This window comes from Flavobacterium sp. SH_e, from assembly GCF_025717045.1.
GTDB lineage: Bacteria > Bacteroidota > Bacteroidia > Flavobacteriales > Flavobacteriaceae > Flavobacterium.
The window spans coordinates 391,543-413,069 of the sequence record NZ_JAOVZN010000002.1; the positions used below are offsets into that span (position 1 = coordinate 391,543).

Below are 21,527 nucleotides of genomic sequence, written 5' to 3' on the forward strand. Positions count from 1 at the left end.
AAATGTTGATTATTCAAATTTGTTTTGCGTTTCATATAAAATTATAAATAATTCGCTTTAAAAATCAATTTTTATAACTTGTCCAAAATCTACTTTATTATTGAAAGCCTCATTCAATGGAAGCAAAGTTTGATGGCATAAAATACTTCTAATTATACCTGCGTGAGCCACAATAACAATTGGCTGATCAATTTTGGAAATTTTATCAGATAGAAAATAACCAACTCTTTCATGCAGTTCGACAAAAGATTCTCCGTTGGTAACTTTAAGATTTACAAAATCTTCCATCCAAGGATTGAGTTCTTCAGACGGAATTTCGTTCCAGTTTTTTAATTCCCAATCCCCAAAATTCATTTCTTTTAAACGCTCGTCTTCCTGATAAGAAATGGTTTTGATGTTTTCCTGAATGTGTTTTGCTAAAATAACACAACGCTTTAATGGACTCGAAAAAATAACTGCTTCTTCGGGTAATTCAGAAATTATTTTACTAAAAATCTCATCAAACGGCTCTGCAATATCTACATCCGATTGTCCATAACAAATTCCTTTTTCACAGATTGTTTCAGTATGACGAACTAGATAAATTTCCATAAAAATAAAATGCTTAGGTAGAAAATAACTTCGCAAACCTGCTGCGTTGCTCCAAGACAATCTCCAGTATAACCGTCAATCCATTTTTGAAAATATCGCGCTAGAAAATATCTTGTTATAAAAACAGGAATAACGGCAAGAAGAAATTTTAAATTAAAATAAGAAAAAGCAATCAACGGAATTAAACCAAAAAAGAAAGATCCAAAAACTTCTTTCCAAGTATATTGTTTTGCAATTGGCTTGCTTTTGCTTGATGCATCTTCACGAGAATATTCATGTGTAAAAATAATACTGATCGCTGCCAAACGGCTCAAAGAATGGGCAGAAATAAACAAGAGAAAAACTAGTAAAATGTTGTTAGTAAAAAGTAAAATGTTTTCTGAAAGCAATTTAAACTTTAATAAAAAAAGTAAAACTAATCCAATAGCTCCATAAGCGCCAATTGCACTGTCTTTCATAATCATTAAGATTTTTTCCTTGGTCCAGCCTCCGCCAAAACCGTCGCAGACATCAGCAAAGCCGTCTTCGTGAAAAGCACCAGTTGTTAAAACAGAAGCAATAATTGCTAATAAAACAGAGATTTCGGTAGAAAGAAAAAATGAAAAAAGATAAAAAGCGAAAAACGAAATACTCCCAACAATCCATCCAATAAAAGGGAAATATCTTGTGGCTTTATTTAAATAATCTGGATGGTGTGTAATGTTTTTTGGGCATGGAATTCTGGTGTAAAACATTAAACAGGTAAAGAAAATGTGTAGTTCTTTTTTCATTTTGTTGGGTGAGAGTTTGGCTAAAGCCCTTTTGAGTTGTCAATATTAAACCAACATCTAAAGATGTTGGCAATTCATTTTGTATTTGTAAATCTAAATATATTAGTATTTCCTTTTCAAAATTAAATTATATTATTTTTTGAATTGCCTCCAGATTTATCTGGAGGTTTAGAAAATGTCATAGAACGAGGCTTTAGCCAAACTTTAGAGATTACTAAAACCAAATTTGATTATAAACTCTTCATACTCTTCCTGAAAAGTTTTCTTTTTATGATGCTCTTCTTGATTTTTAATATAATCTCGAACTTTATCTACAATAGATTCAGAAACCGAAACAGCAAAATAATCATCCTGCCATTCAAATTTATGTGCAGTTAACTGATTTTTGTTAATCCAATATGAAGATTCTCCTTTTAATAATTGTATTGTTTTCTGAATAGTCTGATTATTTCCTAGTGAAATTAAGCAGTGACAATGATCAGAATATCCACTAATAAAGTCGAGATGTATTTCTTTTTTTAATGAATTTTCTTTTATGTGATGCCATACTTTTTGGCGAAGATCTACCGAATTTAAAAATGGAAATCTATTTTTAGTACTCCAAACACAGTGAATGTAAACTTTAGTAAAAGGCATGTATAATATTTTGGATTCAAAGTTATAAACTTTAAACCTTAAAAGAAAGTTATTTCCTACTCACACCAGCACTTTCAAAACTAGCCATTTCATTCAAAAAAGCTTCAGCCGATTTCAAAATTGGAAAAGCAACTGCGCATCCAGTTCCTTCACCCAAACGTAAATCTAGATTTAAAATAGGTTTTGCATCCAAATAATTAAGCAATTTTGAATGTGCCTTTTCAGCAGAGCAATGGCAGAAAACAGCATTTTGTTTGATATTCGGATTTATTTTCGAAGCAATTAAAAAAGCAACCGTGCAAATGAAACCATCAACCAAAATCAACATTTTGTTTTCGAAGGCCTCGAGCATTGCGCCAGACATTTGAAGAATTTCAAAACCTCCAAAATAGGAAAGATGTGACATTAATTCGGCTTGACCGGAATAATTATCAACCGCTTTTTTGAGTAAGTTTTGTTTTAGGATTAATTTCTCATTTTCAACTCCAGTTCCTTTTCCAATGCATTCTTCAATAGCAATTCCCGTTAAAAGACTCATTAAAACAGAAGCCGTAGAAGTATTACCAATTCCCATTTCGCCAAAACCAATACAGTTTGAACCCAATTTTGCAATATTCTGAACAATCGATTTTCCTTTATTCAAACACAAAAGAACTTCAGATTCACTCATTGCAGGAACATGTAGAAAGGATTGAGTTCCTTTGGCGATTTTCGCATCAATTAATTTTGCATTTGTTGGAAAATCATAATTAACGCCAGAATCAACAATTGATAATTCAATTTTATTTTGTTTGCAGAAAACATTGATTGCCGCGCCACCGTCTAGAAAATTATTTACCATTTGTCGCGTAACATCTGGAGGATAATCGCTTACGCCATGATTCGCAATTCCGTGATCGGCAGCAAAAACGACTATATTAGGTTTTTCAATTTTTGGGTTTAAAGTTTCAAATACAGTCGCCATTTGAAATGCTAAAGATTCTAAAGTTCCCAAAGAACCAACAGGTTTTGTTTTCGAATCTATTTTTTCTTGTAAAAGTCTATTGAAATCAGATTTGCTTTCGATTTTATTTTCCGATTTCAAATCTTGAGTAGGAACATTTATTTGATGAATCTCCTTGATTTCCTTGCAAATCGGAGCTTCTGATTTTTGTTTCCAATGCAATTGCTGTAACATTGGCTGATTGTTATAATTGGTCGCTGGTTTCCCAATGCAGAAATAACCCAGCGGTTCTATGTTTTCAGGTAAATCGAGGATTTTTTTAAACTGATAATAATTCAAAATTGAAACCCAGCCCATTCCGTAACCTTGTTCTGTCAACGAAAGCCAGATGTTTTGCGCCGCACAAACCGAACTGAATTTTACAGCTTCGTTACTTCCAATTGTTCCAATCGTAAACTGATTGAGAACCGAACGATCGTAAGCAATTATAAGTCCGATAGGGGCTTCTTCGATTGCTTCTAATTTTAATGATCTGTAAAGTTCCTTTTGTTCTAGATTGTCGGTTAGCTCTTCGGCTTTTTTATTGTAATCTAAAAAGAGCTTTTTAATAGACGCTTTAACTTCATTTGATTTTATAAGATAATATCTTGTAGCATCAGCCAATCCCACAGAAGGTGCCCAATGTCCAGCCTGTAAAGCTTTTTGAATTACTTCGTCTGGAACTTCATCGCAGGTAAAATGTCGGGTGTCGCGTCGGGATTTTAATATATCGTCTAGATTACTCATGCTATAAAATTACAATTTTTAAATCCCAAATTCCAAGGTCAAACTCTAAAAAAGAAAATTCCAAATTCCAAAGCTCAGTATAGTTTTGGAATTTGGAATTTCTAATTTGGATTTTTTTTACTTGATTTTAACCGGAATTCCAGAAACCATCAAAACTACTTCATCGGCATTTTCGGCAATAAACTGGTTCATCCAACCTTGAAGTTCAACAAATTTCCTTCCGATGTGTGTTTCTGCGTGAACACCCATTCCAATTTCGTTTGTTACAATAATTATATTCGCGTTTTCTTGTTTAGCGATCGCAAGAAATTCTTTTTTAGCTTCCTCTAAGCTCAAAGCCACATCATTTTTATGATCAATAAAAAAGTTCGTTAGCCAAAGTGTTACACAATCAATTAAAGCAGTTTTTCCAGTAAAATCGATTTTACTTAAATATTTTTCTTCTTCAATGTTTGTCCAACGTTCGTCTCTTTCTTGCTGGTGACGGTCGATTCGAGTTTGAAAATCAGAATCCCATTTTCTTGCTGTTGCCACATATAAAGGTGAATTGGAAAGTTCTAAGGCTAATTTTTGAGCATGACCGCTTTTTCCAGAACGTTCGCCACCAGTGATTAAATAAAGCATTTTATTAATTGTGAATTGTTAATGGTTAGTTGTTAATTTTTTTGTTGCTAATTGACTTTTAGAAGTTTTAATAATACTGGTAATTAATTTTAGAATTATTACAGCATCGTGGTTGATGTTCTCAAATTCTTTTTCATTTTAAATAATCAGTAGCTTTTAATAATTCTAGCCAATATATAGTTTCATTAGCTTCTTTTTGAGCAATTGCAAATTTATGAATAAACGCTTTTACTTTCAGCATGTTCGGCTTCTCTTATCATAGCGCCAACACTTGTTGCAGATCTTAAAAGTTGTTTTGAAAGAATAAATTCTTTTTTAGTATTATTTAGGTATTGATAAAGTTTTACAATTCTAATAGCAAAATCAAAACTTTTATTTCTAACAATGTTGTTTTTCATAATTAACAACTAACAATTTATAATTAATAAGGGCAATGCCTACAGTTATTTCCGCAGCAAGTTCCTCTTTTTAAATGAAACCAGGCTTTGAAAACATAATTGCCATTTTCGATATAATAATCGATGCCTTCAATTAGTTTTTCTGTTTTGGGTAATGATAGAGCTTTATTTTGAAGTGCTTTTTCAGGAGTTAAGGTCTCGATATAGGCATCGATTTTGTCTTCGCAAGCTTCTTTAAAACAAACGGGACAAAGACAATCTCCGCCCTCGGAAAGATTGAATATTGGTGGATAATCGTTGCACCAGCATTTGTTTTCTACAGATATATCTCCACAGCTGAATTCTGAATCACAGCTTGAGCAAATTTTCATTTTTGTGGTATTCATGTTGTAAAGATACAATTGTTTAAATTTGTAAGAATAAAGGTAAACAAAAAAAATAATAAATACTTTACCTTTGTTCCATCCAAAACAGAAAATATGAGACATTTATTCCCTAAAATGATTTTTATAACGGCTTTTTTTATTCTTATCGGATGTAAGAAGAATGATAAAGTTGAAACTGTAAAAGTCGAAACTGCCAAAAATAGTATCGAATATGCATCAGGACTTTCAATTGTAAAATATGACGATTATTCAGTTGTAACTGTTTCAAATCCATGGCCTAATGCCAATAAAGATTTCAAATATATTTTAAAAGAAAAGGAAGCAAAAGTTCCAGATAGTCTTCAATCATACACTACAATTCAAGTTCCGTTAACGTCAGTAGTAGTTACTTCAACAACAAATATTCCGTTTTTAGAAATGCTAGAAGTAGAGAATAAACTAGTAGGATTTCCACATACAGATTATATTTCTTCAGAAAAAACGAGAACATTAATTGATAAAGGTTCTGTGAAAAACGTTGGACAAAATGAGAAACTAAACATCGAACAATTAATTGAATTATCTCCAGATTTGATTGTTACGTTTGGAGTTGACAATAATAATCCGATGTTGGACAATTTGAAAAAAAGTGGTTTAAATGTATTAATTCAAGGCGATTGGATGGAACAATCTCCGCTTGGAAAAGCAGAATGGATTAAACTATACGGAGCATTATTTGGAAAAGAAGATCAAGCAAAAGAACTTTTTGATAAAATTGTAGAAAGCTACAATCAAGCGAAAAAACTGGTTCAAGATAAACCTGCAACTTCAAAAGTATTATACGGTTCAATGTATGAAGATGTTTGGTACGTTGCAAAAGGGAATAGCTGGGTTGCGCAATTTATGAAAGATGCAAAGGCAAATTATCTTTGGGCAGATTTAAAAGGAACAGGAAGCGAAGGCTTGTCTTTTGAAAAAGTTTTGGACAAGGCAAAAGACGCAAATATCTGGATTGCTTCGGGTTCGTTTAAAAGCTTAGAGGAATTACAAAAAACGAATCCGCATTATGCAGAATTTGACGCTTTCAAGAATAAAAGTGTTTACAATTTTGAAGGTAAATTGGGCGCAACAGGCGGAACTGTTTATTATGAATTGGCACCAAGCCGACCAGATTTGGTATTGAAAGATTACATTAAAATTTTTCACCCGGATTTATTGTCAAGCTACGAATTTACATTTGCATCAAAACTGAATTAAATTGGCGAATAAAAAACGAAATACCATTTTATTTGTCATTCTGGCTTTAGCTCTTTTGCTAATGTTTTTTGCGAGTATTAGTTTAGGATCAGTTATGATTCCGCTAAAAGATGTTTTAGCGAGTTTAACAGGAGGGCAGGCGACAAAATCAACTTGGGAATATATCATTATTAATTATCGTCTTCCAAAAGCAATTACTGCAGTTTTAGTTGGAACAGGACTTTCCATTAGCGGACTTTTGATGCAGACTTTATTTCGAAATCCGCTTGCGGGACCTTATGTTTTAGGGTTAAGTTCTGGAGCAAGTCTTGGAGTTGCTTTTGTGATTTTGGGAGCAGGATTTCTTCCTCCGTTTTTAAGTGTGATAGCTTTATCGTCGTATGGAATTGTTTTAGCGTCAACTTTAGGAAGTACTTTAGTTTTGTTATTAGTTTTAGTGGTTTCACAGAGATTGCGTGATACAATGGCAATTTTAATTGTAGGATTAATGTTCGGTAGTTTTACGACAGCGATTGTTAGCGTTTTGACTTATTTTAGTACAGCAGAACAGCTTCAAAAATTTACTTTTTGGTCAATGGGAAATCTTGGAAATCTTTCATGGAGTACGATCGTAATTTTGACGGTTTGCGTTGGAATCGGATTACTTTTAAGTGCTAAAAGTATAAAACCATTAAATGCATTACTTCTAGGCGAAAATTACGCAAAAAGCATGGGATTGAATTTTAAGCAAGCACGATTAATAATCATATTTGCAACCAGTATATTATCTGGAGCAATTACAGCTTTTGCAGGACCAATTGCTTTTGTTGGTTTAGCAGTGCCTCATATTGCAAAACTGACTTTTCAGACGAGTAATCATACTATATTATTTTGGAGTACTTTATTCTTTGGATCTATTATAATGTTGTTTTGTGATATTGTATCGCAAATGCCAGGTTTTGATGTCACGCTTCCTATAAATGCTATAACGTCTATTATTGGAGCTCCGGTTGTAATTTGGCTTTTAGTAAGGAAAAGAAATTTTAAGTAAAAACTTACAAAATAATAGCATCTTAGTTTTTTAAACACATAGAAACATAGATTTTAAAACAGTAGAAAGGCGTTTCACTTTTCTAAATAAACATAGACTTGTTGGAAAATTTAAATGTTTCTTCTAAAACTAAGATATGATTACACAGAAATATTTAGATGAATTAAGTTTTAATGTAATTGGCGCATGTATACAAGTTCACAAAACTATTGGAAGAGGATTGCTTGAAAGTATTTATAATCAATGTTTAAAAGAAAAATTGAGCTATCGAAAAATAAACTTTATTACAGAAATGAAAGTTCCTCTGATTTACAGGGATAAAGAATTAAAAACAGATTTAAAATGTGATTTATTTATCGAAAATTGTTTAGTGATTGAATTAAAAGCAACATCAGAAATAAGTCTAATACACGAAGCACAGTTAATGACATACATGAAACTTTTAAAAGCGCCAAAAGGAATAATAATAAATTTTAATTGTTTTAATATTTTTAAGGAAGGTCAAAAGACATTTGTAAATGAGTATTTCAAATTACTGCCAAAATTCTAAGTTCAAAAGCTATGTGTTAATTTACAAGTAAATTTTCAAATCAACTTTTCGGCAAAAGAAAAAATCTATGTTTCTATGTGTTTAAAAATTAACTCAAAATGAACGACATTCTATCAACTTCTAGTCTAAATATTGGATACAAATCCAAGAAAGGTGTTACGACTATTGCTGAGAATCTAAATTTAAATTTAGCTTCAGGGAAACTAATCACTTTAATAGGAGCAAACGGAATAGGGAAATCAACTTTACTGCGAACGATTACTGGAATTCAAAAACCTTTATCAGGAAATGTTTATTTGAACGAAAAAAACATTTCAGATTACAATCCTTTGGAATTAGCGCAAAATCTAAGTTTGGTTTTAACCGAAAAACTGCCGCCAAGTAATCTTTCTGTTTTTGAATTGGTCGCTCTAGGTCGTCAGCCTTATACCAATTGGGTTGATAAATTGTCAGAACAAGATATTGCAAAAGTCCACGAAGCAATGAGTTTAACTCAAATCGAGCATTTAGCTTCCAAAAAGCATTTTCAAATTAGCGACGGACAATTGCAAAAAGTTTTAATTGCACGAGCTTTGGCGCAAGATACACCGTTAATTATTTTGGACGAACCAACAACACATTTAGACTTATTGCATAAAGTTTCTTTGTTCAAATTATTAAAGAAACTAACTCAAGAAACTCAAAAATGTATTCTATTTTCAACGCATGATATTGATTTGGCGATTCAGTTAAGCGATGAAATGATTATGATGACGCCAGAAAATATAATACAAGACCAACCTTGTAATTTAATTTCGAATGGAAGTTTCAGTAATTTATTCAAAGATGAAAATATTGTTTTTGATGCTGAAAAAGGGAAGTTTATTGTGAGTTAGTTTTTATTGTTTTCCAATCATTGATTTTTTGAGTAATCATCATAAAAAAAACAGCAGAAATCAGAAAGATTGAAAATTTAATTAATAGCTCAAGAAATAGATTTGAAGAATAAGAATATGTAGACATGGTCCAGGAGCTTGGCAAGTAGTCTCTATGGAAAGATGTGGCAATGATTACTATTTTCTCAATTGATATAATAAAGAAAAAGCTGAAAATTAGTTTTAAAAGAATACTTTTTTGGATTGATTTAATTCTAAGAAGTTGGCTCATAGAGAACCAAAGTAACGGTTGAAGCCAAAATCCAAACCAATATTTACCAAACATTCTGTTTAGCAAATAATTTTTACTTTCCTCATCTGAAATGTTTAATTCAATAATTGTTGCGAGAAGGAAGACAATTAAATAAGCAATTCCAATAAATGTAATGAAACGGTTTGATTGATTATTAATTTTTTGGAGAATTGGATTTTTAATAAATATTGAAAGAAGTAAGCAAATGATAATAATTATTCCATAAGTAGAAAAAAAATCTACTAATATAAATTCCAAGCTAAACAATAATCTTTGAATCATGATATAAAGTTTATTATTTTCGATTAAACAATTAAATCTTTTTCAATCCAATTTGTCTCTTCGCCTCACCAACCACAAAAGCAACAGAATTTGCAATATTAAAACTACGGATAAGCGGTGACATCGGAATCGTTAGATGATTTTCAAATCTTGCCATAAACTCCTTGCTTAAGCCAACGCTTTCTTTTCCGAAAACAAGCCAGTCGCCATCTTGAAATTCATTTTGTAAATACGATTTTTCAGAATGCGAACTCATTAAAAATACACGAGATTGATCTGGAATCTGTGCAATCCATTCTTCTACATTTTGATATTCGGTAACATCAAGATGAACCCAGTAATCCAATCCCGAACGTTTCAGGTTTTTGTCATTAATTACAAATCCGAAAGGATGAATTAAGTGAAGTCGGCTTTCTGTACCTACGCACAATCTTCCAATATTTCCGGTATTATTTGGTATTTCCGGTTCAACAAGAACAACGTTTAACATCTTTTTTTTGAGTTATGAATTATGAGTTATGAGTTTTTGGAATTATCTAATTGCCAAAATTTCTAATTATCTAATTGAAAATCGGAAACCTCTAGCACTTCGCCTGCTTTTAGGTTTTGCAAATATACATTTCCTATTCGAACCCGAACGAGACGAAGAGTCGGAAAACCAACTGCAGCAGTCATTTTTCGAACCTGACGAAATTTCCCTTCATTAATGGTAATAGATGCCCATGAAGTTGGGCCGTGACGTTCGTCTCTGATTTTTTTGGCTCTTGGCCCAAAATCGGGAATTTCGGTAACGATAAAAGCATCACAAGGTTTTGTTTTGTATTTTCCGCCATCAAAACCAATTTCTACGCCTTTTTGCAATTGTTCGATTGCTTCGGGAGTAATAACGCCGTCAACTTGAACGTAATATTCTTTGTCGACTTTTTTACTTCTAATTTGTTCACTTACTTTTCCGTCGGTTGTCAATAAAAGTAAACCTTCAGAATCTTCGTCCAATCTCCCAATAGCCATTGTTCCTTCTGGAAAATCATGCAGTTCGCCCAAAAGTTTTTTCTTTCTTTTTAATTCATAAATAAATTGGCTTAAATAGCCGTAAGGTTTAAAAAGAATGAAGTGTCTGTGCATTTTTTAATTTTTTGCAAAGATAGTCTCTTTCCTAAAATTAAAGCGAATTACTGCTTTTGTGCTTTCATTTTTTTAAGCCATCGATATACAAACCAAACAGCAGTAAAAGCAAAAATCTCTAATAAAGCCCAATAATAGTTTTTAAAAAATTCATGAAAATAACTTCCAACAGAAATATAGATAGAAGCCATACAAATTTTGATTATAATAAATTCGGCATTTGACCAGCTGGTTTTGATTTTGAAGAAATTCATAAGCTTTAGCAATTTAGTTTAATCGTAAAATGTTGTAAATAAAGATAATAAATTATGAAACGTAAATGCTTATTAGAATTCGTAATATTATAAACAGAAACACAAAAAAGAAATGCTATGGAAACTAATAATTTAGGAACGAAAAAGATAAACGGAACGCAGAAAAATATTGATGAATCTAAAGGAAAAAACGTTTCGCACGATAAAGATTTAAAAGATGCAAAACTGAACAAAGAATTGGTTACAGATCAAGACGGCGACAAAAAGATTGTAGAACGCGCTAGAAATGAAAATGAAGATATTAATAAAACGCTGCATCAAATCAATCCAGAGAACCCAAATGCAAACCGTGGTGTAGAAACTGAGGAAGAAGCAAAAAAAACGGTAGAAAATAAAGATCGTAATTCTGATATAACTTCAAATCGATATCCAAACTCGCATCCAGATAATCATAAGGATCGTGGAAACATGAAATTGGATGAAGAGGAATAATCAATACGAAATTTTCAATAAAATCCAGTCAATTTAATATCAAATAACAAAACATTAGCGGTAAGCGTTAATGTTATTGTAAACTCTTTTGAAAGCTTCGGTATCGGTTGAGATCTTCGTAAATTAGAGGAATCAATTTAAAAACATATATATAATGGCACTTTTAGAAAATAAGGTGGCTTTTGTATCTGGTGGCGGTTCAGGAATTGGGCGCGCAGTGGCAGAAGCTTACGCTCGAGAAGGAGCAAAAGTAGTAGTATCTGATATAAATGTAGAGCACGGTGAAGAAACCGTAAATAGTATAAAAGAAAATGGCGGAGAAGCTTTTTTCGTAAAAGGAGATTCGTCGAGTGCAAGTGACAACAAACACATGGTTGAGGTAACGGTTTCTAAATACGGCCGACTTGACATTGCTTGTAACAATGCCGGAATGGGCGGGCCAGCAAAACCAACTGGAGAATATGAGCCTGCAGATTGGGATAGAGTTATTGCACTAAACTTAAACGGTGTTTTTTATGCATGCCGTTATCAATTAGAGCAAATGGAAAAGAATGGAGGAGGAAGCATTGTTAATATAGCTTCTATCCACGGACAAGTTGCAGCGCCGCTAAGTCCAGCATATACGGCTTCGAAACATGCTGTTGTGGGTTTAACTAAAAACATTGCGGTAGAATATGCGCAAAAAAATATTCGTTGTAATGCGGTTGGACCTGGATATATAGAAACAGCACTTTTAAAAGACAATTTAAATAAAGAAATGATGCAGGCCGTTGCAGCAAAATCGGCGATGAATCGTTTAGGAACTGCAGAAGAAATTGCCGAATTGGTAGTTTTCCTAAATTCTGATAAATCATCATTTACAACAGGAAGTTATATTATCGCTGACGGAGGTTATACAGCAGTTTAATATATTTAGAGTATATAACAATTGAAAAGGGCGTAAACAAAAGTTTACGCCCTTTTTTATATAAAAATATTTTCTAGTTTGCTTAAATCAATATTGTTTTGGTCTAATAGAAAGAAGTGTTCTAATTGCCATTTTTGAGTTTTCTGAGCTTGTTTACTCGTAGTTTCATCCCACGAAGGATAAACTCTTGTAGCTCTAATTCCTTCTTTTTTTTGAGTCGAAAAAATTCCTTTTTCCAGCAAGATAAGTTTAGGAAATATAAATAGCCCCCAATTTTCATTTTTTCGGACGCTTACAATTACAAAATCTATGGCATCAGAATAATCAAAAGGCTCTATTGTTCCAGTTTTATTCCGTTTCCATAAAGTAACAAATTGCCCCGTTTTGGTTGGAGTAATTTTTGCCTCTCTGTAACAAATATTTTTGTTGTTGATTTGAAAACGGTAGGCATTATATTCGTCGCTTTCAGCTTCTTTTTGTAAAGAACTTAATTCTAAGCTTGCTTTGTCAAAAATGGTTTCTTTTGCTAATAATAAATCAGAAGAAGCACCTGTAAAATTCATGAAAAAATAGTTTTAAATTTTTACGAAAATTACTACAAAATAAACTTAGAAAGAAACATTCAATCCAAAATTTAATCCCCATTGAAATTGATTGAAAGATTGATTGTTTAATGGATTGATATAATAGTTCATAGCAGGCTCAACAAAAACATTGGTTTTCTTGTAAACACGGTATTGAACGGTACTGCTCAAAGTTGAACCATAAACATAATCGTTGGCATTTATATTTTGGCCAATTGTATTACCATCTAATGACACATTGTTTGAGACTAATTTACCAACAAAACCGCCCGTATTTAAATTAATTTGGGCTCTATTTTTATTAAAAACAGAATATGAAACCTCAAGAGGCATTTCGATATATCTCAAACTTTGATCAAGATTACCGCTTTGCACATTATCTTTTAAAGCTTCTTTTGTGCTGTTTGATAATAAAATATATTCTGTATTACCAGTAGTTGCCGCTATAGAATTATCGCTATAAGCTGCTCCTGGCAAAAATAGCGCATCGGTTTTGGCACTTACATACGAAACATTGGCAACACTTTGTCCTAATTCGTTAAATTTTAAACCAGAACTCACGGCCCATTTGTTATTAATGGCATATTTTGTTTTAACCCCGTACGAATTAGATTGTTTAGAATCGTTTGTATTGCCTAAAGTTTTGTCATTTTTAGTATTTTCTGAATTTGCTACACCAGCAAAAACAGCTACAGCCCATCTTTCTTTTGGATCAACTTTTTTATCTTTTTTATCCTTTTTGTCTTTTACTTCTGTTGAAGCTAAAATTCCTTTTTCTAAGTTTTGAAGTTCTTTCAATTGTACAGAATCTATTTTGCTTAAAGAAGAATTGTTTGATTTTGAATTTTCTTTTGAAGAAACTGCAACAGTATTTTCAGAAATCATTTTTACGTTTTCTTTTGCAGAAGTAACAACCGTAGTTTCAGAAATCATGTTTCTGTTTCTAGAAGACGATGTGTTTTGTTTAGAAGCTGTATTAGCATTTACAACACTATTTTGATTGTTAAGAGCAAAATTCTGATTGTTTTTACCAATAAGTTTTTCATCAAAAATAGAATTCGAAAGCTGTTTTTTTGCGTTTGAATTAAATTTGTTTTGTTTTCCAAATGCAATTCTTTCTTCAGAAATACCTTTATTAGAAGATTTTGCTGTATTTTCTAAAATAGATTTGTTCGAAGATTTTCCTGCCGATTTATTTTCTGATGAACCAGAATTCTGAAACGCAACAGATTCGTTCGGAGTATTAGCCGAACTTGGAACGCTGTATTTAGAATCTTTTTTATTGTTATTATTATTGCTATTGTTTTTAGAATTGGTATGTGCTACAGCACTTTCTTGAACTTGAATTCCCGATTCTGTATTGAATTGATTTTTTCTTGACGAATTTTCATTTAAAGAATCTGCAGTTTTACCACTATTTTTATTCTGCTCTAAATTTCTTTTGGTAGATTTATCATCTGATTTTTTGTCAAGAACAACACTATTATTATTTTCTAAACCGCTATTATTGATTTTGATATTTTCAGGCGAAGCAGTAAAATGTAAAATTGAAGGCAGAAGCAACCCTAATAATAAGCATGCAGCAGCCGACCACCAAAGAACAACTCTCTTCTTCTTTTTAGGTTTGTCTAGTTTTTCTTCAATCTGACTCCATAATTCTGGAGGCGGAACACTAGAAAAGTCTTCCATTGATGAAAAAATATCTTCTATTTTGTGCTTCTTCATGCTGTTTTAAAATTTTTTATGCTCAAAATTCGCTTTTGTAATATATGTTTGGCGCGATTTAAATTTGATTTTGATGTTCCTTCTGAGATTTTTAAAAGTTCGGCGATTTCTTTGTGTTTCATTTTCTCAAAAACATATAAGTTAAAAACCGTCCGGTATTGATCTGGTAAATCTCGTATGTATTCTAACAGTTTTTCTTGCTCTATCGGAATCGCTTCCAATTCTTCTTCTTCAATAAAATCTGTATCTGGATCAAAAACATCTAAAAAGAAACTCTCTTTTTTCTTCTTATTTAAAGTTTCGATTAACTTGTTTATAAAAATCCGTTTTAGCCATCCTTCAAAACTTCCTTCAAACTTGTATTGGCTCATTTTCTGAAAAGCAATCACAAAAGCTTCCTGAAAAACATCTTTCGCATCATCCTCGTTTTTCATGTACTTCAAACAGATACCATACAAAACAGGAGAGAACAACTGATAAATTTTCAGTTGTCCCTCTCTGTCATTTTTTATGCACAGTTTGATGTATTTTTCTAACTCGTCTTTCAAGAAATGGTTCAAATTTGATTTTGCAAAAATAGTTCTAAATAGTTTACAAAACTATCTTTTAAAAATAGTTCGAGCACCATCTTGATGGTTGCTTACAATCGTTAGGTTTTGATTGTCAAGGTTTTCTATTACGTAAGTTTTGCCTTCAAACGTAATCAAGTCATGCTCTGATTTATCAAAATATCCAATTCCTTTTTCTATCTGATAAGTACTATTTCTAATCTCCACATTATTTTTATATGTAATCACTCTTCCGTCATTAGTAAAGACAATCTTCTTTGTAAATCCAATTGTTTTTGGTGTTTCCACGTAAGGATTATGACTTCCTCCAATAGATTTTTGCCAAATCCATGTATTTGCAATTGACGATGAAGTTACTTTATGAGCTTCTAATGAATACATTGTTGTAAAAAGAAAACAGACAATAAAAGATATAAAAAGTTTCTTCATGATTGAATTATTTTAGGCTTGTAATTTTGTCTTTAATTGTTTTCTTGAAAGCGATAATAGCAGCACTTTGATCTGTAGTGTCGTTATTGTCAATATAAATTTTTGTAACGCTAGAACCTTGGCGTAATTCAAAATAAATTCCTCCTTGATCTGCAGAATCTGGAGCGCCATAAGTTTTAGTTTGTCCTTTAAGAGCTAAAATTTCAGCAGGAACTTCTTTTAAGAACAAAGTATAATCACCTCTTTTAATAGTTGTACTGTATTTGTATTGACCAAAATCAAATTGTCCAGCAACAACACCTTGGAATTTTAAAATATTATAATCATTGATTTGGAAGAATTTTTGGCAATCTGTAGCTGAACATTCAGCAAAATAACTTCCAATTACAATATTGTCAGCATTCTCAGTTGTTTTGTTGAATATAAAGCCTTTAGTAGTTTTAGGAATCAAAACAAAATCTGAAGGATATGTTGGATTTTGAGTTACCGTTTCGCCAGTTGCTGGAGATTTTTCGTAGTAATTAACCACAATCTGACAGTTGTTCTCTACAATCGAAGTAATTTTAATAGCATAACCATTTGTTGGTTTTACACCTGCAAAAAGAGCCACTAAATATTGTTTTGTAAAATCAATAGTAGGATCACTTGCAACTGGACAGCTGTTGTTATGTTTTGTAAAAAGCTCGTTCATTTTTTCTTGAGATGCGACAACGGCTACAGCGGCATTATTTGGCTGTGTTTTTACACTATAATTACATAAGAAAGGGAATCCGCTAAATTCTACATTCGTATTAGCACCACAATCAATATATTTGCTATTATCATCGCTAATAGAGCAAGCGCTAATTCCAAAGGCTACAAATAAGCCAAGCATTAATTTTTTCATGAATATTTTTTATTAGGTTTATATTTTGTAGATGGTGGTTTAGAAAAAAGGTTGCGTCTTGATTATTTTTTTTTGAAAAAAAGATAAAATGTTGGTTTAGTTTGGATTGATTATGAATTCGTGAAATTTCTAAATTTAAAACTAAGCACTACGTATTATTGCGTACTTTTACGTAAAATAAACTTAGTTATGTTTGATTATCTACCGTTTTTATTAGGTTTTGTAATAGCGCTTTTTATTGGGATCTACGTAGGCAGAATGATTTCTGGATCCAAATCTCAATCGGAAAAAGCTATTGCAGAGGAAAGATTGCATGCAGTAAACAGTCAGTTGCAAATGCAGAAAGAGCAGTTTGAAAACGAAAAAAATAATTTTCAGAAACAGCTGCAATTGCATATTTCTGACAAAGAAAACATTCGAACAGAAAAAGACAGTCTTGCGATTCAGCTTTCTAAAAAAGAAGTTGATTTTGAAAATTTATGGGAAAGGCACAAAGAGCAAAAAAGCGAAATCAACGAACTTCAGGAAAAATTCACCAAAGAATTTGAAAATCTTGCCAATAAAATTCTAGAAGAAAAATCGGCAAAGTTTACAGAGCAGAACAGCGAGAATATGAAAAATATTTTGGTTCCGCTTCAGGATAAAATTCACATTTTCGAACAAAAAGTAGATCAGACACACAAAGAAAGTATCGATTATCACGCCGCATTACGCCAGCAGATTATTGGTTTGAGCGAAATGAACGCTCAAATGAGTAAAGAAACCTTAAATCTTACCAAAGCCTTAAAAGGTGACAGTAAAATGCAGGGAAACTGGGGCGAATTGGTTTTAGAACGTGTTTTAGAAAAATCAGGATTAGAGAAAGGAAGAGAATACGAAGTACAGCAAAGTTTTACTAATTCAGAAGGGAATCGCGTTTTTCCAGATGTTATAATCAATCTCCCAGACGGTAAAAAAATGATTGTCGATTCTAAAGTTTCGCTTTCCGCTTATGAAAAATGGGTGAATGAAGAATCGGATCTTTTAAAAATAGAGTTTCTAAAAGAACACGTCATTTCTATAAAACGGCATATCGAACAGCTTGGCAGTAAAAATTATCATGATTTATATCAAATGGAAAGCCCAGATTTTGTATTGCTTTTCATTCCGATGGAACCGGCTTTTGCCATTGCTTTAAATGAAGATCCCGCATTATACACAAAAGCATTTGACAGAAATATTGTAATTGTAACGCCAAGTACGCTTTTAGCAACTTTAAGAACCATTGATAGTATGTGGACCAATCAAAAGCAGCAAGAAAATGCTTTGGAGATTGCGAGACAGGCGGGAGCTTTATATGATAAATTTGAAGGTTTTGTATCAGATTTAGTCCGAATTGGGAATAAAATAAAAGATACAAAAACGGAATACGAAAGTGCAATGAATAAATTAGTCGATGGAAAAGGAAATCTAATTTCCAGCGTCGAAAGATTGAAAAAAATGGGAGCAAAGGCAAAGAAATCCCTTCCAGATAATATTATTGCAAGAGCAATCAATTCAGATGAAAATGAATTATTGAATTGAGAATTAAAAATTTAAACACATAGAAACATAGAATTTAGATTGAGATAAAAAAGGCGTTTCACTCACATAAATACACATAGCTATGTGTGAGAAACTGTTTCTTTCTAAACTCTTTTAAAAGAAAAACAAAATCTATGTTTCTATGTGTTGAGAAAAAATAGACAAAGAATAAAGTTTAAATACATAGAATTTAGATTTAAAAAAAGGCGTTTTATTTAATTAAATACACATAGCTATGTTTTAGAAACTAGTTTCTTTTTAAACTCTTTTTAAAAGAAAAAAAAATCTATGTTTCTATGTGTTTAAAAAAACACACAACTAATCAAAAAAAAACATTCCAAAAACAAAAACATGAGTACAGATTTTAAACCCGTTTCATCATCAAAAGTTAGTATATCAGAATTAATGCTGCCTTCGCATACCAACTTTAGCGGGAAAATTCACGGAGGATATATTTTACAATTATTAGATCAAATTGCTTTTGCTTCGGCATCAAAATTCAGCGGAAATTATTGTGTAACCGCTTCTGTAGATACGGTAAACTTTTTGAAACCAATTGAAGTTGGAGAATTAGTAACCATGAAAGCTTCTGTTAATTATGTTGGAAGAAGTTCTATGATCATTGGCATTCGCGTTGAAGCAGAAAACATTCAAACTGGAGTTATAAAACATTGTAATTCATCGTATTTTACAATGGTTGCCAAAGATAAAGAAGGAAAAAGTGTTCAGGTTCCTGGATTAATTTTATCTAATCTGGAAGAAGTACGTCGTTTTAGAAAAGCCATAAAACATATCGAGGTTAGAAAAGAAGTCGAAGAACACGAAAAATTGGCAAATATAAATTCTATTCAAGACTTAGCCAGCTTAGAAAAATACAATGTCCTGTTAGAAATCAGCTAAAATTTCTTATATTTATTTAATACACATTAAATATTAGAAAATATGGTCAAGTTTGGATATACAATATTATACGTTGAAAACGTTGAAGAAACGATTTTATTTTACGAAAATGCATTTGGCTTTTCGAGAAAATTTGTCTCGCCAGATAATGATTATGGCGAATTAATAACAGGAGAAACAACGCTTTCATTTGCTTCTAAAAAATTAGCTTCAAAAAATTTACCTGACGGTTTTATCGAAAGCAGTTTAGAAGACAAGCCTTTTGCAATAGAAATTGGTTTTATAACTGAAAATGTACCAGAGGTTTTGCAGAAAGCAACTTCCTTTGGTGCCATTATGGTTTCAGAACCTGTAGAAAAACCTTGGGGACAAATTGTTGCATACGCAAGAGATTTAAATGGTTTTTTAATTGAGATTTGCACAGAAGTAAAGGGTTGATTTTTAGAAATGGATTACATACAGAATTAACCTTATTTTTTATTTTCGGCTCTAATAGTAATTCTTTTATGTTTTGGCTTTTATAAAGGAAACGAAACCATTGCTATCAATATTCATGATACGTATTTTGTTATTTCTTGGAAACATTTAATGATTCTTATTTCAATAATTTACGGATTGTTAGCTTTGATTTATTTTGCGTTGATGAAGTTCAATTTTAATCTAATAAATTGGCTGACTATTTCTCACGTTTTAATTAGTATCATAGGTTTAATAATAATTTTTATTTTGCCTAGATTAATAAAGGATAGTCTTCCAATAGATTTCTCAACAATAATGGAGGATACAAGATTTAATGAAAGGATAGGATATGGAATTTGGGGTTCTGTCTTTGCATTATTTGGAGCACAGTTTTTGTTTTTTATCAATGTAATTTATGCTTTAATAAAAGGAAGATTTTAGTCTTTTTTACCCCTCACAATTCTCATTTCACAAGAGAAAAATATTCACAAATTTTTAGCATAACTTCTAAAACTTTGCATGCAAAAATTCCGTAACTTTAAGTGTAATTATTGGGTTACGGAATTTTTTCACTGAGTACTGCCGTTCGATTTTTTCAGATCAATTAGAATCTGATTTTTAATTCTTTTATCAGAAAGAAATTGGATGACATAATTGTTTAAATGTAGACGATTATGAAAACAACTACCTTATTATTTTTATTTTTTACCGCCTTTACTGTCCTTGCCCAAGACAAATTTTTTACCAACACAGGAACAATAAATTTTGAAGCCTCTGTTCCGTTATTCGAAGAAGTAAAAGCTGTAAACAGACAGGTCGCGATTCTTTTAGAACCTAAAACAAGTACTTTTATCTGTACTGTTATCGTCAAAAATTTTCGCTTTAAATTGGATTTAATGCAAGAGCATTTCAATGACAATTATATGGAAAGCAATCGTTATCCTAAAGCCGTATTTAAAGGGAAAATCCAAAAATTTGACTTGAAAGATATTACCGAAGTTGAAAAGAAATACGAGATTAAAGGAAAACTTAATTTACGTGGCAAATCGAAAGAAATTGTTGTAAATGCTTTAATCAAAAGAGTTCCAGAAGGGATTCAGGTAATTTCAGATTTTCCAATTTTAGTTTCCGATTTTAATATCCATATTCCAAGTTCTATCGCTTCGAAAGTTTCAACAACAGCTAATACTGAACTGACGGGAATTGTTAGAAGCGAAGAATCGTTACTAACGCTGAAATAAAACTTATTTTATACAATTTATAAGCGTTTTTTCTAAATCAGTAAATTGGAATTCAAAACCTGTTTTCTGAATTTTTTCAGAAGAAGCACGCGTTCCTGTTAAGACAGCAATGCTCATTTCGCCTAGAAGAATTTTTAGAAAAAAAGGAGGTAATTTAGGAACCCATATTGTGTAATCAAACAATTTAGCAAAGGTTTTTGAGAATCTGGCATTGGTAGTATTGTCTGTTATACAGGCATTATATGCGCCTTCTAGTTTTGTGTCTTCAATACTTTTTAGATAGATCTGGCATAAATCTTCAATATGGATCCAAGGCAAATATTGTTTGCCCGAACCGAGTATTGCGCCAAAACCAGATTTAAAAGTCGGAGTTAATTTTTTTAAAAAGCCTTCATCTTTTCCTAAAACAATACCAGTTCTAATTTTGACCGTTCGAATATTTAAAGAATTCATTTTATCTGCAGCACTTTCCCATTTTTGGCAAGTAATGCCTAAAAAATCATTGGCTGGAGGCGTATCTTCTGTAAAGACTTTATGGCTGGTAACAGCACCATAAATTCCAATACCTGACGCAGAAACAAATGCTTCCAGTTTTTTATTGTTGTTTTCCAAAACCGAATAGATCATTTCGATAGGTCTTACACGACTTTCAATAATCGCTTTTTTGCGTTTTTTGGTCCATCTTTTTTCTACAATTCCTTCACCAGCGAGATGAATGATATAATCTGCGTTAAGAACGGCATTTTTATCAATGTAGTTTTTCTTAATGTCCCATTTATAATAAGTGACTCTTGGCGTATTTTCTTTATCAGAACGACTCAAGATAGATACAGAATATCCAGCTTCGATCAGAACATCTGTCAAATATTTTCCAATGAAACCAGTTCCGCCTGTTAATAGAACATTTTGAGCCATAATAGTTTATAATATATTTAACAGTATATAGTGTTTAAGGATAAGTAAAGGTACTTAAACAATGTTTACCTTTATGGCA

The 21,527-nt window shown here is 31.8% G+C and carries 26 protein-coding genes and 1 pseudogene; 10 read left to right on the top strand and 17 right to left on the bottom strand.

Features of this window, described 5'->3' with window-relative positions:
• Positions 1-57 precede the first annotated feature (57 nt).
• From cobC to OD917_RS04805, 7 genes and pseudogenes are all read right to left on the bottom strand, one after another.
• Complete coding sequence (gene cobC, locus OD917_RS04775) at positions 58-591, bottom strand: alpha-ribazole phosphatase (protein ID WP_263522407.1); 534 nt, start codon at positions 589-591, stop codon at positions 58-60.
• Entirely contained in the window at positions 576-1,361 is a 786-nt protein-coding gene (locus tag OD917_RS04780; RefSeq protein WP_263522408.1) for an adenosylcobinamide-GDP ribazoletransferase, read from the bottom strand. The genes cobC and OD917_RS04780 overlap by 16 nt, the downstream gene beginning before the upstream one ends.
• Before the next feature lie 204 nt (positions 1,362-1,565).
• Positions 1,566-1,997 (bottom strand): transposase, encoded by a 432-nt coding sequence (locus OD917_RS04785; RefSeq protein ID WP_263522410.1) that lies wholly within the window; start codon positions 1,995-1,997, stop codon positions 1,566-1,568.
• 49 nt (positions 1,998-2,046) lie between these two features.
• Positions 2,047-3,726, bottom strand: a complete 1,680-nt coding sequence (gene cobT, locus OD917_RS04790) for a nicotinate-nucleotide--dimethylbenzimidazole phosphoribosyltransferase (RefSeq protein ID WP_263522411.1) — start codon at positions 3,724-3,726, stop codon at positions 2,047-2,049.
• A 117-nt stretch (positions 3,727-3,843) separates the two neighbouring features.
• The gene (cobU, locus tag OD917_RS04795) at positions 3,844-4,350 is read right to left on the bottom strand and encodes a bifunctional adenosylcobinamide kinase/adenosylcobinamide-phosphate guanylyltransferase (protein ID WP_263522412.1); all 507 of its coding nucleotides are present in this window, start codon (positions 4,348-4,350) and stop codon (positions 3,844-3,846) included.
• Between the two features lie 18 nt (positions 4,351-4,368).
• Positions 4,369-4,748: pseudogene (locus tag OD917_RS04800) on the bottom strand (four helix bundle protein).
• A 23-nt stretch (positions 4,749-4,771) separates the two neighbouring features.
• Positions 4,772-5,134 carry a DUF5522 domain-containing protein gene (locus OD917_RS04805; protein WP_263522413.1) on the bottom strand — a complete coding sequence of 121 codons (363 nt, stop codon included), beginning with the start codon at positions 5,132-5,134 and terminating at the stop codon, positions 4,772-4,774.
• A gap of 93 nt (positions 5,135-5,227) precedes the next feature.
• On the opposite strand from OD917_RS04805, the gene OD917_RS04810 reads away from it, so the two are divergent.
• The 4 genes from OD917_RS04810 (at position 5,228) to OD917_RS04825 (ending at position 8,825) form a co-directional block, all read left to right on the top strand.
• Positions 5,228-6,370, top strand: coding sequence for an ABC transporter substrate-binding protein (locus OD917_RS04810; protein WP_263522415.1), 1,143 nt, complete (start codon positions 5,228-5,230; stop codon positions 6,368-6,370).
• 1 nt (position 6,371) lies between these two features.
• Positions 6,372-7,400: an iron chelate uptake ABC transporter family permease subunit gene (locus OD917_RS04815; protein WP_411970316.1), complete on the top strand. Its 1,029-nt coding sequence runs from the start codon at positions 6,372-6,374 to the stop codon at positions 7,398-7,400.
• Positions 7,401-7,536: 136 nt separating this feature from the next.
• Positions 7,537-7,950: a GxxExxY protein gene (locus OD917_RS04820; protein ID WP_263522416.1), complete on the top strand. Its 414-nt coding sequence runs from the start codon at positions 7,537-7,539 to the stop codon at positions 7,948-7,950.
• A 98-nt stretch (positions 7,951-8,048) separates the two neighbouring features.
• Entirely contained in the window at positions 8,049-8,825 is a 777-nt protein-coding gene (locus OD917_RS04825) for an ABC transporter ATP-binding protein (RefSeq protein ID WP_263522417.1), read from the top strand.
• On the opposite strand, the gene OD917_RS04830 is transcribed toward OD917_RS04825, so the two are convergent.
• The 4 genes from OD917_RS04830 to OD917_RS04845 form a co-directional block, all read right to left on the bottom strand.
• Positions 8,812-9,399: a hypothetical protein gene (locus OD917_RS04830; protein WP_263522418.1), complete on the bottom strand. Its 588-nt coding sequence runs from the start codon at positions 9,397-9,399 to the stop codon at positions 8,812-8,814. The genes OD917_RS04825 and OD917_RS04830 overlap by 14 nt on opposite strands.
• Before the next feature lie 31 nt (positions 9,400-9,430).
• Entirely contained in the window at positions 9,431-9,889 is a 459-nt protein-coding gene (locus OD917_RS04835; protein WP_263522419.1) for a tRNA (cytidine(34)-2'-O)-methyltransferase, read from the bottom strand.
• Between the two features lie 62 nt (positions 9,890-9,951).
• Positions 9,952-10,524, bottom strand: coding sequence for a pseudouridine synthase (locus tag OD917_RS04840; RefSeq protein ID WP_263522420.1), 573 nt, complete (start codon positions 10,522-10,524; stop codon positions 9,952-9,954).
• Positions 10,525-10,571: 47 nt separating this feature from the next.
• On the bottom strand, positions 10,572-10,778 hold the full coding sequence (locus OD917_RS04845; protein ID WP_263522421.1) for a hypothetical protein: 207 nt from the start codon (positions 10,776-10,778) through the stop codon (positions 10,572-10,574).
• 117 nt (positions 10,779-10,895) lie between these two features.
• Between OD917_RS04845 and OD917_RS04850 the strand changes: the two genes are divergently transcribed.
• On the top strand, positions 10,896-11,270 hold the full coding sequence (locus OD917_RS04850; RefSeq protein WP_263522422.1) for a hypothetical protein: 375 nt from the start codon (positions 10,896-10,898) through the stop codon (positions 11,268-11,270).
• Between the two features lie 154 nt (positions 11,271-11,424).
• Complete coding sequence (locus OD917_RS04855) at positions 11,425-12,177, top strand: SDR family NAD(P)-dependent oxidoreductase (RefSeq protein WP_263522423.1); 753 nt, start codon at positions 11,425-11,427, stop codon at positions 12,175-12,177.
• Positions 12,178-12,233: 56 nt separating this feature from the next.
• On the opposite strand, the gene OD917_RS04860 is transcribed toward OD917_RS04855, so the two are convergent.
• From OD917_RS04860 to OD917_RS04880, 5 genes are read right to left on the bottom strand one after another with little or no spacing between them, the layout of a single operon-like run.
• The gene (locus OD917_RS04860; protein WP_263522424.1) at positions 12,234-12,740 is read right to left on the bottom strand and encodes a MepB family protein; all 507 of its coding nucleotides are present in this window, start codon (positions 12,738-12,740) and stop codon (positions 12,234-12,236) included.
• Between the two features lie 45 nt (positions 12,741-12,785).
• The gene (locus OD917_RS04865) at positions 12,786-14,486 is read right to left on the bottom strand and encodes an outer membrane beta-barrel protein (protein ID WP_263522425.1); all 1,701 of its coding nucleotides are present in this window, start codon (positions 14,484-14,486) and stop codon (positions 12,786-12,788) included.
• Entirely contained in the window at positions 14,483-15,046 is a 564-nt protein-coding gene (locus OD917_RS04870; RefSeq protein ID WP_317048476.1) for a sigma-70 family RNA polymerase sigma factor, read from the bottom strand. The genes OD917_RS04865 and OD917_RS04870 overlap by 4 nt, the downstream gene beginning before the upstream one ends.
• Positions 15,047-15,085: 39 nt before the next feature.
• Positions 15,086-15,484, bottom strand: coding sequence for a hypothetical protein (locus tag OD917_RS04875; RefSeq protein WP_263522426.1), 399 nt, complete (start codon positions 15,482-15,484; stop codon positions 15,086-15,088).
• A gap of 7 nt (positions 15,485-15,491) precedes the next feature.
• Positions 15,492-16,370: a protease complex subunit PrcB family protein gene (locus OD917_RS04880; protein WP_263522427.1), complete on the bottom strand. Its 879-nt coding sequence runs from the start codon at positions 16,368-16,370 to the stop codon at positions 15,492-15,494.
• Between the two features lie 189 nt (positions 16,371-16,559).
• Here OD917_RS04880 and rmuC point away from each other — a divergent pair, with 189 nt between their 5' ends.
• The 4 genes from rmuC (at position 16,560) to OD917_RS04900 (ending at position 20,533) form a co-directional block, all read left to right on the top strand.
• Positions 16,560-17,933, top strand: a complete 1,374-nt coding sequence (gene rmuC, locus OD917_RS04885; protein ID WP_263522428.1) for a DNA recombination protein RmuC — start codon at positions 16,560-16,562, stop codon at positions 17,931-17,933.
• 351 nt (positions 17,934-18,284) lie between these two features.
• The gene (locus tag OD917_RS04890) at positions 18,285-18,833 is read left to right on the top strand and encodes an acyl-CoA thioesterase (protein WP_263522429.1); all 549 of its coding nucleotides are present in this window, start codon (positions 18,285-18,287) and stop codon (positions 18,831-18,833) included.
• Between the two features lie 42 nt (positions 18,834-18,875).
• Positions 18,876-19,271: a VOC family protein gene (locus OD917_RS04895; protein ID WP_263522430.1), complete on the top strand. Its 396-nt coding sequence runs from the start codon at positions 18,876-18,878 to the stop codon at positions 19,269-19,271.
• A 695-nt stretch (positions 19,272-19,966) separates the two neighbouring features.
• Entirely contained in the window at positions 19,967-20,533 is a 567-nt protein-coding gene (locus OD917_RS04900; RefSeq protein ID WP_263522431.1) for a YceI family protein, read from the top strand.
• 3 nt (positions 20,534-20,536) lie between these two features.
• Here OD917_RS04900 and OD917_RS04905 read toward each other — a convergent pair whose 3' ends face one another.
• Positions 20,537-21,448: a TIGR01777 family oxidoreductase gene (locus OD917_RS04905; protein ID WP_263522432.1), complete on the bottom strand. Its 912-nt coding sequence runs from the start codon at positions 21,446-21,448 to the stop codon at positions 20,537-20,539.
• Positions 21,449-21,527 lie beyond the last annotated feature (79 nt).

Excerpts from the sequence above, each read along its gene's own strand:
- OD917_RS04890 (WP_263522429.1), top strand. The coding sequence starts at position 18,285 with ATGAGTACAGATTTTAAACCCGTTTCATCATCAAAAGTTAGTATATCA.
- OD917_RS04845 (WP_263522421.1), bottom strand. The coding sequence starts at position 10,778 with ATGAATTTCTTCAAAATCAAAACCAGCTGGTCAAATGCCGAATTTATT.
- OD917_RS04840 (WP_263522420.1), bottom strand. The coding sequence starts at position 10,524 with ATGCACAGACACTTCATTCTTTTTAAACCTTACGGCTATTTAAGCCAA.
- cobT (WP_263522411.1), bottom strand. The coding sequence starts at position 3,726 with ATGAGTAATCTAGACGATATATTAAAATCCCGACGCGACACCCGACAT.
- OD917_RS04780 (WP_263522408.1), bottom strand. The coding sequence starts at position 1,361 with ATGAAAAAAGAACTACACATTTTCTTTACCTGTTTAATGTTTTACACC.
- OD917_RS04820 (WP_263522416.1), top strand. The coding sequence starts at position 7,537 with ATGATTACACAGAAATATTTAGATGAATTAAGTTTTAATGTAATTGGC.
- OD917_RS04895 (WP_263522430.1), top strand. The coding sequence starts at position 18,876 with ATGGTCAAGTTTGGATATACAATATTATACGTTGAAAACGTTGAAGAA.
- OD917_RS04805 (WP_263522413.1), bottom strand. The coding sequence starts at position 5,134 with ATGAATACCACAAAAATGAAAATTTGCTCAAGCTGTGATTCAGAATTC.
- OD917_RS04875 (WP_263522426.1), bottom strand. The coding sequence starts at position 15,484 with ATGAAGAAACTTTTTATATCTTTTATTGTCTGTTTTCTTTTTACAACA.
- rmuC (WP_263522428.1), top strand. The coding sequence starts at position 16,560 with ATGTTTGATTATCTACCGTTTTTATTAGGTTTTGTAATAGCGCTTTTT.
- cobC (WP_263522407.1), bottom strand. The coding sequence starts at position 591 with ATGGAAATTTATCTAGTTCGTCATACTGAAACAATCTGTGAAAAAGGA.
- cobU (WP_263522412.1), bottom strand. The coding sequence starts at position 4,350 with ATGCTTTATTTAATCACTGGTGGCGAACGTTCTGGAAAAAGCGGTCAT.
- OD917_RS04825 (WP_263522417.1), top strand. The coding sequence starts at position 8,049 with ATGAACGACATTCTATCAACTTCTAGTCTAAATATTGGATACAAATCC.
- OD917_RS04855 (WP_263522423.1), top strand. The coding sequence starts at position 11,425 with ATGGCACTTTTAGAAAATAAGGTGGCTTTTGTATCTGGTGGCGGTTCA.
- OD917_RS04860 (WP_263522424.1), bottom strand. The coding sequence starts at position 12,740 with ATGAATTTTACAGGTGCTTCTTCTGATTTATTATTAGCAAAAGAAACC.
- OD917_RS04905 (WP_263522432.1), bottom strand. The coding sequence starts at position 21,448 with ATGGCTCAAAATGTTCTATTAACAGGCGGAACTGGTTTCATTGGAAAA.
- OD917_RS04865 (WP_263522425.1), bottom strand. The coding sequence starts at position 14,486 with ATGAAGAAGCACAAAATAGAAGATATTTTTTCATCAATGGAAGACTTT.
- OD917_RS04850 (WP_263522422.1), top strand. The coding sequence starts at position 10,896 with ATGGAAACTAATAATTTAGGAACGAAAAAGATAAACGGAACGCAGAAA.
- OD917_RS04880 (WP_263522427.1), bottom strand. The coding sequence starts at position 16,370 with ATGAAAAAATTAATGCTTGGCTTATTTGTAGCCTTTGGAATTAGCGCT.
- OD917_RS04830 (WP_263522418.1), bottom strand. The coding sequence starts at position 9,399 with ATGATTCAAAGATTATTGTTTAGCTTGGAATTTATATTAGTAGATTTT.
- OD917_RS04900 (WP_263522431.1), top strand. The coding sequence starts at position 19,967 with ATGAAAACAACTACCTTATTATTTTTATTTTTTACCGCCTTTACTGTC.
- OD917_RS04785 (WP_263522410.1), bottom strand. The coding sequence starts at position 1,997 with ATGCCTTTTACTAAAGTTTACATTCACTGTGTTTGGAGTACTAAAAAT.
- OD917_RS04835 (WP_263522419.1), bottom strand. The coding sequence starts at position 9,889 with ATGTTAAACGTTGTTCTTGTTGAACCGGAAATACCAAATAATACCGGA.
- OD917_RS04810 (WP_263522415.1), top strand. The coding sequence starts at position 5,228 with ATGAGACATTTATTCCCTAAAATGATTTTTATAACGGCTTTTTTTATT.